Below are 15,234 nucleotides of genomic sequence, written 5' to 3' on the forward strand. Positions count from 1 at the left end.
AATGCTTTCATTCGCGAAAGCTGGGTGAAAGCTTCCCCGATTAGGATCGCCCCACTACCGGCAGCAGACCGGTCGGCCAATGCCAGTGTTTTATCGCTCGCACAGCCCATTTAACAACAACAATGGTGATCCTGATGTCCGCTTCTACCCGCCGCTTCGCTGTCACTCCGCCCATACGCCTCGTGCTTCCCGTTCTGCGCTGACCCACCCGGTTCGCCCATTCCCTAGCCGCGCTATGCCTGGAGTATTCCTATGCTGACTTTCCTTGGCTTTGCCATGGTCATCACGTTCATGTTCCTGATCATGACCAAGCGCCTGTCCGCGCTGATCGCTCTGATCATCATCCCGATCCTGTTCGCGCTGTTCGGTGGTTTTGCGCCGAAGATCGGCCCGATGATGCTCGAAGGCATCACCAAGCTCGCACCGACCGGTGTGATGCTGATGTTCGCCATTCTGTACTTCGCCTTGATGATCGATTCCGGCCTGTTCGACCCGGCCGTGCGCAAGATCCTCAAACTGGTCAAGGGCGACCCGTTGAAAGTTTCGGTCGGCACCGCCGTACTGGCGCTCGTCGTCTCCCTCGATGGGGACGGCGCGACCACTTATATGATCTGCGTGGCCGCCATGCTGCCGCTCTACAGCCGCATCGGCATGAGCCCGCGGATCATGGCCGGTCTGATCATCCTCGCCGGTGGCGTGATGAACATGACCCCATGGGGCGGCCCGACCGCCCGTGCGGCCAGTGCGCTGCATGTGGACCCGTCGGACATCTTCGTACCGATGATTCCGGCGATGGCTGCCGGGGTGCTGGCAATTCTCGTGATCGCCTACTTCTACGGCAAGCGTGAGCGTGCGCGTCTGGGTGAGTTGCACCTGGTGGGCGATGAAATCGACCACAGTGAAATCAGCGTTTCGCAATTCCCCGATGCCCGTCGTCCGAAGTTGATCTGGTTCAACGGCGCCCTGACCCTGGGCTTGATGTGCACCCTGATCGCGGGCCTGTTGCCGCTGCCGGTGCTGTTCATGGTGGCGTTCAGTATCGCGATGATCGTCAACTACCCGTGCCTCCAACAACAGAAGGACCGCGTTGCGGCCCACGCCGGTAGCGTGCTGGCGGTGGTCGGGTTGATCTTTGCCGCGGGCATCTTCACCGGTATCCTGACGGGCACCGGTATGGTCGACGCGATGTCGAAAAGCCTGCTGGCGGTCATCCCGGATTTCCTCGGCCCGTATCTGGCCGTGATCACTGCGCTGGTAAGCATGCCGTTCACGTTCTTCATGTCGAACGATGCATTTTATTACGGCGTGTTACCGGTACTTGCGGAAGCCGCCAGTCATTACGGTATAACCGCGGTTGAAATGGCACGTGCCTCGATCGTCGGTCAGCCCGTCCACTTGTTGAGCCCGCTGGTACCATCGACTTACTTGTTGGTGGCCCTGGCCGGTATCGACTTCGGTGACCATCAGCGCTTCACCCTGAAATGGGCAGTGCTGGTGTGCATGTGCATACTGGTTGCCGCGTTGCTGATGGGGATTTTTCCGCTGTTCAGCACTCTATAAGCCCAAGACTCACCATGACGGGTCCAGGCTTTGCTGTTTGAAGCCCGGGCCTTCGTGGTTTAACAATCGCTCAAAGGAATACACATGGAATGGCTGACCAACCCTGAAATCTGGGTTGCCTTCTTCACCCTGACCGCCCTGGAAATCGTCCTGGGTATCGATAACATCATCATGATTTCGATCCTGGTCAGCCGCATGCCCAAACACATGCAGCAGCGCACCCGGATTTTCGGCCTGGCGCTGGCCATGGTCACGCGGATCCTGTTGTTGCTGTCGATCACCTGGGTCATGCGCCTCACCGCCGACCTGTTCGAAATGTTCGGCCAGGGTATTTCCGGGCGAGACCTGATCCTGTTCTTCGGTGGTCTGTTCCTGCTGTGGAAGAGCTCGCAAGAGATGTACCACGCACTGGAAGGCGAGGATGAGACCCACGAGGAGCCGACCGCCAAGGGTGGCAGCTTCCTGTACACCATCATCCAGATTGCGATTATCGACATCGTGTTCTCCCTGGACTCGGTGATCACCGCCGTGGGTATGGTTTCCCATGTGCCGGTCATGGTCGCTGCGATCATCGTCGCCGTACTGGTGATGATGCTGGCGGCTGGCACCATCAGCGAATTCATCGACAAGCACCCGTCGCTGAAAATGCTGGCGCTGTCGTTCCTGTTGCTGGTCGGTACCGTGTTGATTGCCGAGTCCTTCGAAGTGCATTTGCCAAAAGGCTACGTGTACTTCGCCATGGCGTTCTCGCTGGCAGTGGAAGCGATCAACATCAAGATGCGCACCGCAATGATGAAAAAGAAGAAGCAGCAGCAGGACCCAGTGAAACTGCGCAAGGATATTCCGGGTCAGTAACCCGAACCTGTGCACTGGCTGGTGTCAGCCAGTGCACAAAACCTGTGGGAGCGAGCCTGCTCGCGATAGCGGCCTGTCAGTCAGCATCAATGTTGAATGTGACGGCCCCATCGCGAGCAGGCTCGCTCCCACATTTTTTTTGCTCTGTGATTACCCTGGCGGATCGAGGTTATCCAGCACTCGATTTACCGCCAATTCCCCCAACATGATGCTTTGCTGAATCCCCAGCAGAGTGCTGCGCTGTGGGCCATCCAGAAACCCCGCGAAATCACTGGCCATTACGCTGGCTGACGCCAACGATTCGCAGGCGTGCGCGAGCAAGGTTTCGTTATCGACCTTGGGGTCTATGAAGAAAATGCCGCTGGGTTTGCGCGGCGGGTTGGGTGTGACTTTGAACATAGGGACTTTCTCCAGTATGGCCGCAACCCGTTCGCTACTAATACGAAAGGGTGGCAGCTGTGCACAGGTTAGTAGACCGGCAAAGTCACCTAAAACACCCGGCGCGCCCGGGGGCGCCCTATGCACAGCCACCATCAAGCGCAGGCGGATACCTGACTGGATGACGCTTGTACAACCGAGATGACTGGCCGGACTACTAAACCCGATCACTGATGGGCAGTGACGGGAGCCAAGTTACCGACGAGCCTCTAGGCGCACAAGCCGGCGGATTCTGGCGTAACCGTAGGCAACGGCGCAAGGCGTTGTAGCCTCCGAGAAGTAACTCTGGGTGTCATTAAACATGTGTCGCAGAGCGCGTGAATCACACCAACGCAATTGAAGAATTAGCCGACAGTCCATTCCAGAGGTTGACGCATCATGCTTGGGTGGTTAGCGTCCCCCGCTCGCTTCAAACGACAATGACAAGGAATGCATATGTCTGGAAAACCGGCTGCACGCCTCACGGACCCGACCACCTGTCCCTCCCCGGTCACGGTACCAACCCGATTGCCAGCGGCTCACCCGATGTCTTTTTCAACGGTCTCGCCGCCGCTCGGGTCAGCGACAAATGCACCTGCGGTCAAGCCCTCAGCGGTGGATTCTCTTCAACGGTGTTCATTAACGGCCTGAACGCCATGACCCTCGACAGCACCGCCAGCCATGGCGGCGTGGTGATCGGCGGCTCCGGCAACGTCATCATCGGCAGCAGTCACACCCCCGCGCCATTCATTCCGCCCTTGCCGATCATTGGTCAGCCCTTGGTCGAATTCAAAGCCATCAGCGCCGGTAACGGCGAACCGATTGCCCAGCAAGACTACGAAATCGAAACCGCCGAAGGCCGCATCGTCAAAGGCCAGACCAACGCTCAGGGTATGACTCAGAGCGTCGTCACCCTACAGCCCGACCTCGCCGTCGTCCGCTGGATCGTCTGACCCTCAAGGAAGAATGAAATGACTGGACAATGCATGGCCCCAGACGATCTGGACATGAAAAAACTCTGGGGCAGTACCTGCGAACTCCCCGCCTGCAAGCGCGAAACCACTAAGGGCGGCCCGAACCCGAAAACCCGCGTCGAAGTGCCGTTGCTGACGTGTAATTGCCTATGGCGCAGGTTTCAGAAAGAAGCCGAAGAATGGGTCGCACCGGGCGGCGTGTTGATTGCTGATCCGCAAGCACGCAATCGCAAGATTAACGCGGCCTATGCGCAGTTGTGGCTGGCGGATAACCGGTTTCAGTGGGCGGGGTTGGCGGCGTTTGCTTCGAAGCAGGTGGGGTGTGGGTTGATCCATGCCACCAAGTTGCAAACGGCTATTGCGGCGCAGAAGACGGCGCAGGTGAAATTGCGGACGGGTAAGTCGGAAACCATTTTCGAAGGGTTTGGGTTCAAGCTCAGCAAGACTGATCCCGAAATCGAGAAAGAGTTAGCGAACGCCAAAGCGGCCAATCCTCTTCCCACTGAGGATATTACCTTCGGCGACAACTCCCGTTCCGCTGTTCAGCAGCAGTTGGACTACGTGTATGAAATGCTGGCGCTTGGGAACACTTCGCTATTTCTGGACGTTTATCCGTTGCATCGGTTTTTTATGGTGCGGGGTTATAAGGAAATGGAGAAGTGCTTGAAGAGCCGTCGTAGCATTGTGAAAGACGTGATGTGGTCGATTGCAGGGACGGTAGAGTTTGGTGTTGATGCAGGCGAGATATATCGGACCTTTGAAGCCATTGATGTCGGCGACATTGCCGAAAGCGTAAGGCAGATGGCGCGTCATGAACAGTTGAATATCTTGCAACCAGCCATGTACGAGGACACCTACTTCGCAGCGCTGATGCGTAGCACGCACGCAGGTAACTATGTGTCTGTGGTAACAGGGTTGATGTCCGGCGTGGCAGAAGAAATTCAATTAACGCTGGCTAGTCAATGTAAAGCACCTGATAGCAGGCAGGTTTCATTTTCCAAGAACCCTGTGGCTAATCTTGCGGACAAAGATCAGCGGATGGAGTTCGTATTACGTGCAGCCAGTCAATTTGACAATTTGCTTAAAAATCCCGCAACTCGTGCTCAGTTGAAGCAATCGATTACGGACATTGCCAATGGAGGCGGGATTAAGTGATGAGGTTTTCACGTCGAGCGCTGATTATCGCGACTGGGTCAGTTGTCTTGTTGGCGGGTGCTGTAGCGTATTTCATGTCCAATTCAGCCACGCTCTATGCCCATGTCGGCAAAGCATATGCCGAGGTCGTCAAAGACTCTACTTTCCCCGTCGAGCGCCAAACCGCCGTTTACCCAAGCGAACCTCCCGAAGTTGACTCCACCTGGATAAGCAGTCCGGTCGTCATTACGTTTGATGATCCTGAACATGGCTTTACCTTGCCCAAAACCATCTACGGGGCTGTGGGTTACAGCAAGGGAAAAGTGGATGGCATCACTACGTCTCCGATGGTGGAGACGCTACCTTTCGCCCAAACAGCAAAACTGTTGGGCGAGCTGCAATCCATGTTCAAAAAGACCGGTTGGACACCTGAGCTGGCTGAAGGTAACGACTGGATAAAAGTATCGAGTGACGAAGAGAAACGACAGTTGCAAGCCAAGCTGTTTGATCAGGCTGACGGAGTAATTCTTCTGATTCCCAACAAATACAGTCTGTTACTGCACATCAAATGCTACGCCCACTGTGATGAGCGAGACGCCGAAACAGCCAGGTATCTGATCGACATACGGCTGAGCAGGGATCATTTCAGCGATTGAGTTCTCCCCCCGATTTTAGGGCTGCTGCGCAGCCCAGCGGGAACAAGCGCCCTCGCCGCAGGTTATGTTCGCGTAACCTTTCAACTGAGAGACTGAGATCTATGGGCCCCTTTTTCAAATCTGCATCAACCTGTTTTCATGACAGTTTTGTTTCAATCGCTTCTTTAGCTGTGCGATGCTGGCGCACAGACCGTTAGCCAACTACAGCTTAAGTACACGAACGTAGAACGTCGCGCGGCACCGTCAACTTGCCCCTTTGGGGCGCTACCACCACAGGGGGCCTGCATGCTCACCCTGCTCAATTTGTTATCTGCCGTGGCCTTGTTGATTTGGGGCACGCACATCGTCCGAACCGGCATCCTGCGGGTCTACGGTTCCAACCTGCGCCATGTGATTGGCCGGAACATGTCCAAGCGCTGTCTGGCGTTCATCTCGGGGATTGTCGTGACGGCGATGGTCCAGAGCAGCAATGCCACCGCCATGCTCGTCACTTCCTTTGTCGGTCAGGGCCTGATGGCGCTGACCCCAGCCCTGGCGACCATGCTCGGGGCCGACGTCGGTACCGCGCTGATGGCGCGGGTGCTGACCTTCGACCTGTCATGGCTGTCACCGCTGCTGATCTTTCTTGGGGTGATTTTCTTCCTGTCGCGCAAACAGACCCGAGTCGGACAGATGGGCCGGGTCAGTATCGGACTGGGGCTGATCATTCTGGCGCTGCAACTGATCGTCGAGGCTGCCGCGCCGATTACTCAGGCCCAAGGCGTGAAGGTGATTTTTGCCTCGCTGACCGGCGACATCCTGCTGGATGCCTTGGTCGGCGCGTTGTTCGCAATGGTTTCCTATTCCAGCCTGGCCGCCGTCCTGCTGACCGCAACCCTGGCCGGTGCCGCAGTGATCAGCCTGCCCGTGGCCATCGGTCTGGTGATCGGCGCCAACATCGGCAGCGGCATCCTTGCCTTCCTCAGCACCAGCATGCAGAACGCCGCTGGTCGTCAGGTGGCGTTGGGCAGCTTGCTGTACAAGTTGATCGGCCTGTTGCTGATCATCCCGGTACTCGACCCGTTGGTGCACTGGATCGACAGCCTGGACTTCAGCCCTCAGGAAATGGTCATCGGCTTTCACCTGCTCTACAACACCGCGCGCTGCCTGCTCTTGCTGCCGAGTGTCGGACCGATGGCCAGGTTCTGTGCGTGGGTGCTGCCGGAGCGCCCGCAAGTCAATGGTACTGCCAAATCGCGGCATCTTGATCCGACGGCGTTGGTCACGCCCAGCCTGGCGCTGGCCAATGCCGCCCGGGAAACCCTGCGCATCGGCGACTTGATCGACAACATGCTCGAGGCCATGCTCGACGTGCTGAACGGCAAGCAAACCGCCGTTACCCAGGAAATGCGGCGCCTGACCGATGATGTGGAATCGCTCTATGGCGCGATCAAACTGTATCTGGCGCAAATGCCCCGCGAAGACCTCAGCGAGCAGGACAGCCGGCGCTGGGCGGAAATCATCGAGCTGGCGATCAACCTTAAACTGGCCAGCGACCTTATCGAACGCATGCTGCGCAAGGTTCAGCAGCAGAAAACCTCGCAGCGTCGGTCTTTTTCCGAGGTCGGCCTGGAAGAGTTGGCGGGGCTGCACAGTCAGTTGATATCCAACCTGCGCCTGGGGTTGTCGGTGTTCCTCAGTGCCGATAAGGAAAGTGCCCGCCAGTTATTGCGTGAGAAACGTCGCTTTCGCGCACAGGAACGGCGCCTGGCCCATGCTCACGTCAGCCGGTTGCAACGTAAGATCGTGCAGAGTATCGAGACCAGCTCGTTGCACCTGGAGTTGATTGCCGACATGAAGCGTCTGAATTCTCTGTTCTGCAGCAGCGCCTATGTGGTGCTGGAAACTTCCGACACCGGCGCACTCATTGCCGATGATTTTGCTGACATCACGCATTCACCCTGAACGTCCACCGTTGCCTGAAGTCTGTTGAACTTACGCTAGCCGTATGGAAACCCGTTATGCGTTGTCTGTTGTTCGCCTGTCTGCTGTTTGGATCATTCCCTTCATTTGCCCTGGATCGCTTTCAGGTCGAGGGCTATACGTTGTCCAACGGCCTGCAATTGCTGCTCAAGCCTGGCACCGAGCGCGGGCATGTGGCGATTCGTCTGGTGGTCGGCGTCGGCATCGATGATTTCAGCTGCGCCGACAAGGAGCTGCCGCACCTGCTTGAGCACTTGCTGTTCAGCGGCATCGACGCCACTGGCGAGGGCGGGCTGGAAGAACGCATGCAGGCCCTGGGTGGCGAGTGGAACGCCTACACCAGCAATGCCGACACGACGTTCGTCATCGAAGCCCCGGCGAAAAACCAGCGCAAGGTCCTCGACCTGCTGCTGGCGCTGCTGACCCAGACCCGAATCGACGACAACGCCATCAAGGCCGCCAAACAAGTGGTCGAGCGCGAAGACGGCGGCCATTATTCGCACCTTCAACGCTGGCTGGATCGCCAGGATCTTGGCCACACGGCGAGTAATCAGCTGGCGGTGGAACTGGGCCTCAAATGCCCCGAGCGGCCTGAGGTCGATTACCTGACCCGCGAACAGCTGGAAAAGGTACGCAAGGCCTGGTACGCGCCGAACAACATGACCCTGATCGTGGTCGGCGACCTCGATCGAGTTCTGCCGGCCTATCTGGAACGGTCTTATGGTGCGCTTGAAGCGGTCGACCCTACCGATCACCCGCCCCTGCCGGAAATCAAGGCCAGTGCTGCACATGAACGCACGCTGAGTCATGGTTTCGTTGGTGGTAGTGCCAAGTTGCACTGGCTGGTGCCGGAGCCGGTGCAAGAGGATCAGCACGACGAAACCTTCGACTTGCTCAAGGACTATCTGGACTGGGCGCTTTACCGCCAAATGCGCCTGGCCCATGGCTTGTCCTACGGGCCTTCGGCCGGGCGCGAGGTGTTTGGTGGCGTGGGTTTCATGAGCCTGAACGCCGATGTTGAGCGCGATGACGTGTCCAGGGCCGAACAGGTTCTGGAGGATCTGAAGGCCGGGATGCTCAGGGACGGTCTCAATGCCAACACCTTCAACCGCCTCAAGCAGGCTGCCATTGCCCGCCAAGCCTGGGCCGTGCAAGGCAACAGCGCGTTGGCCGATTATTACTGGAGTGCCCTTGGGGACTACGAGGATGGCCGTTTCGCCAACCCGGCGAAGGAACTGCAAGGAGTGACGCTGGAGGAAGCAAACAAGGCCATGCGTGAATTGCTCATGCAGCCGGGCTACCTGCGGATCGAAAAGCCGTTGACCAGTGATGATCAGTTTATGTGGGCGATTGCCGGGATGCTGGGGCTCATCGTATTGATGCTGCTGGGGTGGCGCTTGCATCGAAGGACACCGCAAACCGCGTAGCAGCTGGCGTAGCCTGCGTTCGGCTGCGCAGCAGTCGTAAAACCATTCAACGCGGTCCATCAGGTATATCTGACGTAACGGATTTGCGACTGCTGCGCAGCCGAACGCAGCCTTCGGCAGCTGCTACAAGGATTCGTGATCCGACCGCAGCCCCTCGCCACGCCGACCTCTCGGCGGTTACCCTGTCGAGGATTTTTCCCACGACGATTGCGAACCGCCGAATGCCTACTCTGACCCTATACGTCCAGCGCATCCTGGAGTTGATGAAGCGCTACCCAGGGGTCATTGCGCTCGGCGGTTTCATTTCCGGGGTCGGCAGCTTCATTCTGGTGGATCGCCAGCAAGGTCTGGCGACCTGGATCACCACCATCATGCTCGTCAGCTGGATCTGGCTGATGCTGGAAAACAGCCTCACCAAGCTGTTCGCCAGGATCTTCAAACGCGAAATCCCCAAACCTCTGCTGCGTTACGCCACGCAGATGATCCACCAGGAAAGCCTGTTCTTCGTCCTGCCGTTCTTTTTTATCACCACCACCTGGAACAGCGGCCAGCTGTTCTTCACCGGTCTGCTGGGCATCGCCGCGCTGATTTCTATCATCGACCCGCTCTACTACAAATGGCTGGCCCCCCGGCGCTGGGCGTTCCTGGCGCTGCATACCCTGACGCTGTTCGCTGCACTGCTGACCGCCCTGCCCGTCATCCTGCACCTGACCACCGCTCAGAGCTTCAAACTGGCCCTGGGCACCGCCGTCGTGCTGTCGTTCCCGAGCCTGGCGTCGATCTTCCCGATTCGTACCGTGCGCAACGCGCTGGCGATTCTCAGTATCACGCTGGGCATCGGCGCGCTCGGTTGGGTGCTGCGATCCTGGGTGCCACCGGCGACCCTGTGGATGACCGACGTGGCGATCAGCACGCAAATGCAGGACCGCACACCTGGCAAGAGTCTGGAAGAAGTCAGCGCCGACCAGATCCGTGGTGGCGGCCTGTACGCTTACACCGCGATCAACGCCCCGCGCGGTCTGGAAGAGCGGATCTATCACGTGTGGCAGTTCAACGGCAAAGAGGTCGACCGCATCCCCCTGGACATCCACGGCGGGCGCAAGGAAGGTTACCGGGCCTGGACCCACAAACAGAATTTCCCCGGCAACCCCGCGGGTAAGTGGCAGGTTCGGGTGCTGACCGAAGATGGCCAGGTCATCGGTGTGTTGCGCTTCGTGGTAAAGGACAACAAGCCTGCAACTGCCGCAAAGTAACCCGTTCGTGCTATTACGTAGAGCTGCGTAATAGCCGATAAAGCACGGAGCTTATGACCAGCAGCACAATGGCCGGCAGTGCCCGACTGGACACCTCTCACTCCCCTGCTCAGTTGCGGGTCACGGGTGACTGGACGCTTGCCCATTACGCCGATCTCAAGCAACTGAGCGAAAAGCTCCACGGCCAATACGACGACAGCACTCACATCGACCTCAATGGCCTCGGCGCGCTCGACACCGCCGGCGCGTCGCTGCTGGTGGAATTGCTCGGTTCCGAGCGTTTGGGGCGATCCGCCGAACACCCCGATTGCACACTGTCCTCGGCCGACCGTGCCTTGTTGCAGACGGTCTATTGCTCGCTGACCGACTTCTGCGTGCCGATCAAGGAACCGGAAATCAGCGTCGGCATTCAACTGCTGACCCGCATCGGCCGCGCGGTCGACGCGGTCTGGCAGGACACCCTGCAACTGTTGGGTTTCGTCGGCCTGATTCTGGAAACCATCGCCCGCGGTCTGTTTCGCCCCAAGCGCTGGCGTATCACGCCGATGGTGGCGCACATCGAACAGACCGGCCTCGACGCCGCGCCCATCGTTGCCCTGCTGACCTTTTTGGTGGGCGCCGTGGTGGCGTTTCTCGGGGCGACGGTGTTGGCGAGTTTCGGCGCGAGTATTTTCACCGTGGACCTGGTGGCGTTTTCCTTCCTGCGCGAATTCGGTGTGTTGCTGACCGCGATCCTGATGGCCGGCCGCACCGCCAGTGCATTCACAGCGCAGATCGGCTCGATGAAGGCCAACGAAGAAATCGACGCCATCCGCACCCTGGGTCTCGACCCGATGGAGTTGCTGGTGGTGCCGCGCGTGTTGGCCCTGCTGGTCGCGCTGCCGATGCTGACCTTTCTGGCGATGCTTTCGGGGATCGTCGGCGGCGGCGTGGTTTGCGCGGTGTCGCTGGATATCTCGCCGGCGATGTTCCTGTCGCTGCTGCAAACCGACATCGGCGTTCAGCACTTTCTGGTCGGGATCGTCAAAGCGCCGATCTTCGCGTTCCTGATCGCCGCCATCGGCTGTCTCGAGGGTTTCAAGGTCAGTGGCAGTGCCGAGTCCGTCGGCGCGCACACCACGTCGAGCGTGGTGCAGTCGATTTTTGTGGTGATCGTGCTCGACGCCGTGGCCGCGCTGTTTTTCATGGAGATGGGCTGGTGAGTCGACTACCCCGAGCGCCCTCCGAGGCGGTGATCGAAGTCCGCGGGCTGTGCAATCGCTTCGGCAGTCAGAGCGTGCATGAGAACCTCGACCTGGATTTGTACAAGGGCGAAATCCTGGCTGTGGTCGGCGGTTCCGGCAGCGGTAAATCGGTGCTGTTGCGCAGCATCGTCGGCTTGCGCCAGCCCAGCGAAGGGGTGGTGAAGGTCTTCGGTAAAAACCTGCCGACGCTGTCCGAACACGAACGCTCGCTGGTCGAACGGCGCTTCGGCGTGCTGTTCCAGAAAGGCGCCCTGTTCTCTTCGCTGACCGTGACCGAGAACGTCGCCCTGCCCCTGATCGAGCATGCCGGTTTGAGCCGAGAGGACGCCGAACACCTGGCGGCAGTGAAAATGGCCTTGGCCGGGCTGCCGCTGTCGGCGGCCGACAAGTACCCCGCTTCGCTGTCCGGCGGGATGATCAAGCGTGCGGCACTGGCCCGCGCGCTGGCGCTGGACCCGGACATCCTGTTTCTCGACGAACCCACCGCCGGCCTCGATCCGATTGGCGCGGCCGCGTTCGATCAATTAATCCTGACCCTGCGCGATGCGTTGGGCCTGAGTGTGTTTCTGGTCACCCACGACCTCGACACGCTCTACACCATCACCGACCGGGTGGCGGTGCTGGCGCAAAAGAAAGTGCTGGTGGCGGATGCCATCGACAAGGTCTCGGAAACCGACGACCCGTGGATTCACGAATACTTCCATGGCCCTCGCGGCCGCGCGGCGCTGACCGCTGCTCAACAGCTTAAGGAGGTCTGACATGGAAACCCGAGCCCATCATGTATTGATCGGCCTGTTCACCGTGATTGTGGTGGCGGGCGCCCTGCTCTTCGGCTTGTGGCTGGCCAAGTCCAGCGTCGACACCGAGTTCAAGGATTACGAAATCGTCTTCAACGAGGCGGTCAGTGGCCTGTCCAAGGGCAGCGCCGTGCAGTACAGCGGGATCAAGGTCGGCGACGTGGTGACCCTGCGTCTGGACCCGAAAGACCCGCGCCGGGTGCTGGCGCGGATTCGTCTGGGCGGTGATACGCCGATCAAGGAAGACACCCGGGCCATATTGGCGCTGACCGGAATCACCGGCACCTCGATCATTCAGCTCAGCGGTGGTACACCGCAAAGTCCGACGCTCAAGGGCAAGGACGGTAATCTGCCGGTGATTATTGCTTCGCCCTCGCCCATCGCTCGTTTGCTGAATGACAGCGGCGATCTGGTGGCCGGTGTGAACATGCTGATGCACAACGCCAATCAGATGTTTTCTTCGCAGAACGTCGAGCGCATCAGCAAGACCCTTGAGCATCTGGAACAAACCACCGGCACCATCGCCGACCAGCGCGGCGATATTCGCCAGGCGATGCAGCAACTGGCGTCGGTCGGCAAACAGGCCGGCGCCATGCTGGAACAGACGTCGGCGCTGATACGCAACGCCAATGGCATGCTCAACGATCAAGGCAAGCAGATGTTCGGCAGTGCCGAGCAGGCGATGAAGTCGCTGGAACAGAGCAGCGCGACCATCAATACGTTGCTCACGACCAATCAGGATTCGCTTAACAGCGGCATGCAAGGCCTCAATGGCCTGGCCCCGGCGGTGCGTGAACTGCGCGACACCCTGACCTCGTTGCGGGCTATTTCCCAGCGTCTGGAAGCCAACCCCACCGGTTATTTGCTGGGCAATGACAAGAACAAGGAGTTCACGCCATGAAGCGGCCTCACCTCGCCCTCCTCGCCAGCTTCATTGTGCTCAGCGCCTGCTCGATCCTGCCCAAGTCCGAGCCGTCCGATGTCTATCGGTTGCCTTCGGCCCAGAGCAGCGCATCGGCCAGTCACGGGACGCCGCAGCGCTGGTCGCTGCGTCTGACCAAGCCGCAGGCCAGCGAGGCCTTGAACAGCCCCAGGATCGCCGTGATCCCTCAGGGTGATCTGATCAGCAGCTACAACGCTTCGCGTTGGAGCGACCCGGCACCGGTGTTGCTGCGCAATCGTCTGTTGGATGGTTTCCAGCGTGATGGTCGGGTGCCGCTGCTCAGTACAGATGACAGCAATTTCCAGGCGGATTTGGAGTTAGGCGGTAGCCTTCAGGCGTTCCAGACCGAGTACCAAGGCGCGAGTGCGAGCGTCGTCGTGCGTCTGGATGCATTGCTGGTGCGCGGTTATGACCAGCGAATCCTCGCCAGCCGCCGCTTCGAAGTGCGCCAGCCGTTGAGCGATGTGAAGGTGCCGGCGGTGGTGGCCGGGTTTGGTCAGGCCAGTGATCAGTTGACGGCGCAGGTGGTGGCTTGGGCTGTTGAGCAAGGTCAGAAGGTTGCACCGCCGCTGAGGCCTTGAAGACCTACACATATCAATGTGGGAGCGAGCCTGCTCGCGATGGCGGTTTAACAGCCAACAGAGTTGTTGAATGTGCCGACCTCATCGCGAGCAGGCTCGCTCCCACAGGGTTTTTGGTTTATCCGAAGAACCAGTAACAAACGCCGATCGCGCCGAGAACGCCGGCAAGCTCCGCCAGCAACGCACACCCCACCGCATGCCGCGCCCGCTGGATTCCCACCGCGCCGAAGTACACCGCCAATACATAGAAGGTCGTTTCGGTACTGCCCTGAATCGTCGCCGCCACCAGCGCCGGGAAGCTGTCCACGCCTGATGTTTTCATGGTTTCGATCAGCATCGCCCGGGCGGCACTGCCGGAGAACGGCTTGACCATGGCGGTCGGCAGCGCATCGACGAAGCGCGTGTCCCAACCGGCCCATTCCACCAGATGCCGAATCCCGTCCAGACCGAAGTCCAGCGCTCCGGATGCCCGCAGCACGCCGACGGCACACAGCATCGCCACCAGATACGGCAGCAGGTTCTTGGCCACGTCGAAGCCTTCTTTGGCGCCTTCGACGAACGCTTCGTAAACCTTCACCTTACGCAACGCGCCAATCACCAGAAACAACATGATCAGCCCGAACAGCGTCAGGTTGCCGAGGATCGATGACAGGCCGGCCAGAGCGGTCGCTGAGAGCGTCGCCAGCAGCGCCATGAAGCCACCGAGGGCCAGGGCGCCGGGAATCATGTACGCGAGCACCACCGGGTCCCACAGGCGCAGACGCTGCATGAACGCCACCGACAGCAGGCCGACCAATGTCGAGCAACTGGTGGCGAGCAGGATTGGCAGGAACACCAGGGTCGGATCGGGCGCACCTTGCTGGGCGCGGTACATGAAGATCGTCACCGGCAGCAGTGTCAGGGAAGAGGCGTTGAGCACCAGAAAGAGAATCTGCGCGTTGCTGGCGATGGTGTCGCTGGGGTTGAGCTCTTGCAGAGACTTCATGGCTTTAAGGCCGATCGGCGTGGCGGCGTTGTCCAGGCCTAGGCCGTTGGCGGCGAAGTTCAGCGTGATCAGGCCGATGGCTGGGTGCCCGGCCGGCACTCCCGGCATCAGCCGCAGGAACAACGGGCCCAGCGCTCTGGCCAGCCACTCGACGATCCCGGCCTTCTCGGCAATCCGCAGAAAGCCCAGCCAGAGCGTCAGGGTGCCGAACAACAGGACCATGACTTCGACCGACAACTTGGCCATGGCGAAAATGCTTTCCACCATCGCCGCGAATATCCCGGCGTTACCGCCGATCAGCCATTGCGCCAGTGCCGAAACGGCAGCCACGATGAAGAAGCCAAGCCACAGGCCATTAAGCATCAGTCAAATCCCCCGAAGAATGCGGCGAATGATAGCGGGGTAGCCAGAAACGACAAACCCCGGATTTCTCCGGGGTCTGTTTG

13 protein-coding genes and 1 pseudogene are annotated in these 15,234 nt (G+C 59.4%); 12 read left to right on the plus strand and 2 right to left on the minus strand.

The genetic code is table 11. The features are described 5' to 3' along the window. The first annotated feature begins 252 nt into the window (after positions 1-252). Both QFX16_RS00150 and QFX16_RS00155 read left to right on the plus strand, forming a co-directional pair. Complete coding sequence (locus QFX16_RS00150) at positions 253-1,560, plus strand: CitMHS family transporter (RefSeq protein WP_282379672.1); 1,308 nt, start codon at positions 253-255, stop codon at positions 1,558-1,560. A gap of 84 nt (positions 1,561-1,644) precedes the next feature. Further along, positions 1,645-2,415: a TerC family protein gene (locus QFX16_RS00155; RefSeq protein ID WP_283182355.1), complete on the plus strand. Its 771-nt coding sequence runs from the start codon at positions 1,645-1,647 to the stop codon at positions 2,413-2,415. 150 nt (positions 2,416-2,565) lie between these two features. Here QFX16_RS00155 and QFX16_RS00160 read toward each other — a convergent pair whose 3' ends face one another. Beyond that, positions 2,566-2,814, minus strand: a complete 249-nt coding sequence (locus tag QFX16_RS00160; RefSeq protein WP_283182356.1) for a DUF6124 family protein — start codon at positions 2,812-2,814, stop codon at positions 2,566-2,568. Between the two features lie 474 nt (positions 2,815-3,288). On the opposite strand from QFX16_RS00160, the pseudogene QFX16_RS00165 reads away from it, so the two are divergent. From QFX16_RS00165 to QFX16_RS00210, 10 genes and pseudogenes are all read left to right on the plus strand, one after another. Beyond that, positions 3,289-3,785: pseudogene (locus QFX16_RS00165) on the plus strand (PAAR domain-containing protein). 18 nt (positions 3,786-3,803) lie between these two features. Next, the gene (locus tag QFX16_RS00170) at positions 3,804-4,961 is read left to right on the plus strand and encodes a DUF2515 family protein (protein WP_283182357.1); all 1,158 of its coding nucleotides are present in this window, start codon (positions 3,804-3,806) and stop codon (positions 4,959-4,961) included. Beyond that, positions 4,961-5,596 carry a hypothetical protein gene (locus QFX16_RS00175; protein ID WP_283182358.1) on the plus strand — a complete coding sequence of 212 codons (636 nt, stop codon included), beginning with the start codon at positions 4,961-4,963 and terminating at the stop codon, positions 5,594-5,596. Before QFX16_RS00170 ends, QFX16_RS00175 begins: the two co-directional genes overlap by 1 nt. A gap of 285 nt (positions 5,597-5,881) precedes the next feature. After that, on the plus strand, positions 5,882-7,540 hold the full coding sequence (locus QFX16_RS00180; RefSeq protein WP_283182359.1) for a Na/Pi cotransporter family protein: 1,659 nt from the start codon (positions 5,882-5,884) through the stop codon (positions 7,538-7,540). A 56-nt stretch (positions 7,541-7,596) separates the two neighbouring features. Continuing rightward, on the plus strand, positions 7,597-8,985 hold the full coding sequence (locus tag QFX16_RS00185; protein ID WP_283182360.1) for a M16 family metallopeptidase: 1,389 nt from the start codon (positions 7,597-7,599) through the stop codon (positions 8,983-8,985). Positions 8,986-9,206: 221 nt separating this feature from the next. Next, positions 9,207-10,238 carry a DUF5924 family protein gene (locus tag QFX16_RS00190; RefSeq protein ID WP_283182361.1) on the plus strand — a complete coding sequence of 344 codons (1,032 nt, stop codon included), beginning with the start codon at positions 9,207-9,209 and terminating at the stop codon, positions 10,236-10,238. Between the two features lie 53 nt (positions 10,239-10,291). After that, complete coding sequence (locus tag QFX16_RS00195; protein ID WP_283182362.1) at positions 10,292-11,440, plus strand: ABC transporter permease; 1,149 nt, start codon at positions 10,292-10,294, stop codon at positions 11,438-11,440. Next, positions 11,437-12,240: an ABC transporter ATP-binding protein gene (locus QFX16_RS00200; protein ID WP_283182363.1), complete on the plus strand. Its 804-nt coding sequence runs from the start codon at positions 11,437-11,439 to the stop codon at positions 12,238-12,240. Before QFX16_RS00195 ends, QFX16_RS00200 begins: the two co-directional genes overlap by 4 nt. Before the next feature lies 1 nt (position 12,241). Then, positions 12,242-13,180 carry an MlaD family protein gene (locus QFX16_RS00205; protein WP_283182364.1) on the plus strand — a complete coding sequence of 313 codons (939 nt, stop codon included), beginning with the start codon at positions 12,242-12,244 and terminating at the stop codon, positions 13,178-13,180. Next, positions 13,177-13,803, plus strand: a complete 627-nt coding sequence (locus QFX16_RS00210) for an ABC-type transport auxiliary lipoprotein family protein (protein WP_283182365.1) — start codon at positions 13,177-13,179, stop codon at positions 13,801-13,803. Before QFX16_RS00205 ends, QFX16_RS00210 begins: the two co-directional genes overlap by 4 nt. Positions 13,804-13,921: 118 nt before the next feature. On the opposite strand, the gene QFX16_RS00215 is transcribed toward QFX16_RS00210, so the two are convergent. Continuing rightward, complete coding sequence (locus QFX16_RS00215; protein WP_283182366.1) at positions 13,922-15,151, minus strand: nucleoside recognition domain-containing protein; 1,230 nt, start codon at positions 15,149-15,151, stop codon at positions 13,922-13,924. Between the last annotated feature and the right edge of the window lie 83 nt (positions 15,152-15,234).

Origin of the sequence: Pseudomonas svalbardensis (assembly GCF_030053115.1) — a bacterium.
Taxonomy (GTDB): domain Bacteria; phylum Pseudomonadota; class Gammaproteobacteria; order Pseudomonadales; family Pseudomonadaceae; genus Aquipseudomonas; species Aquipseudomonas svalbardensis.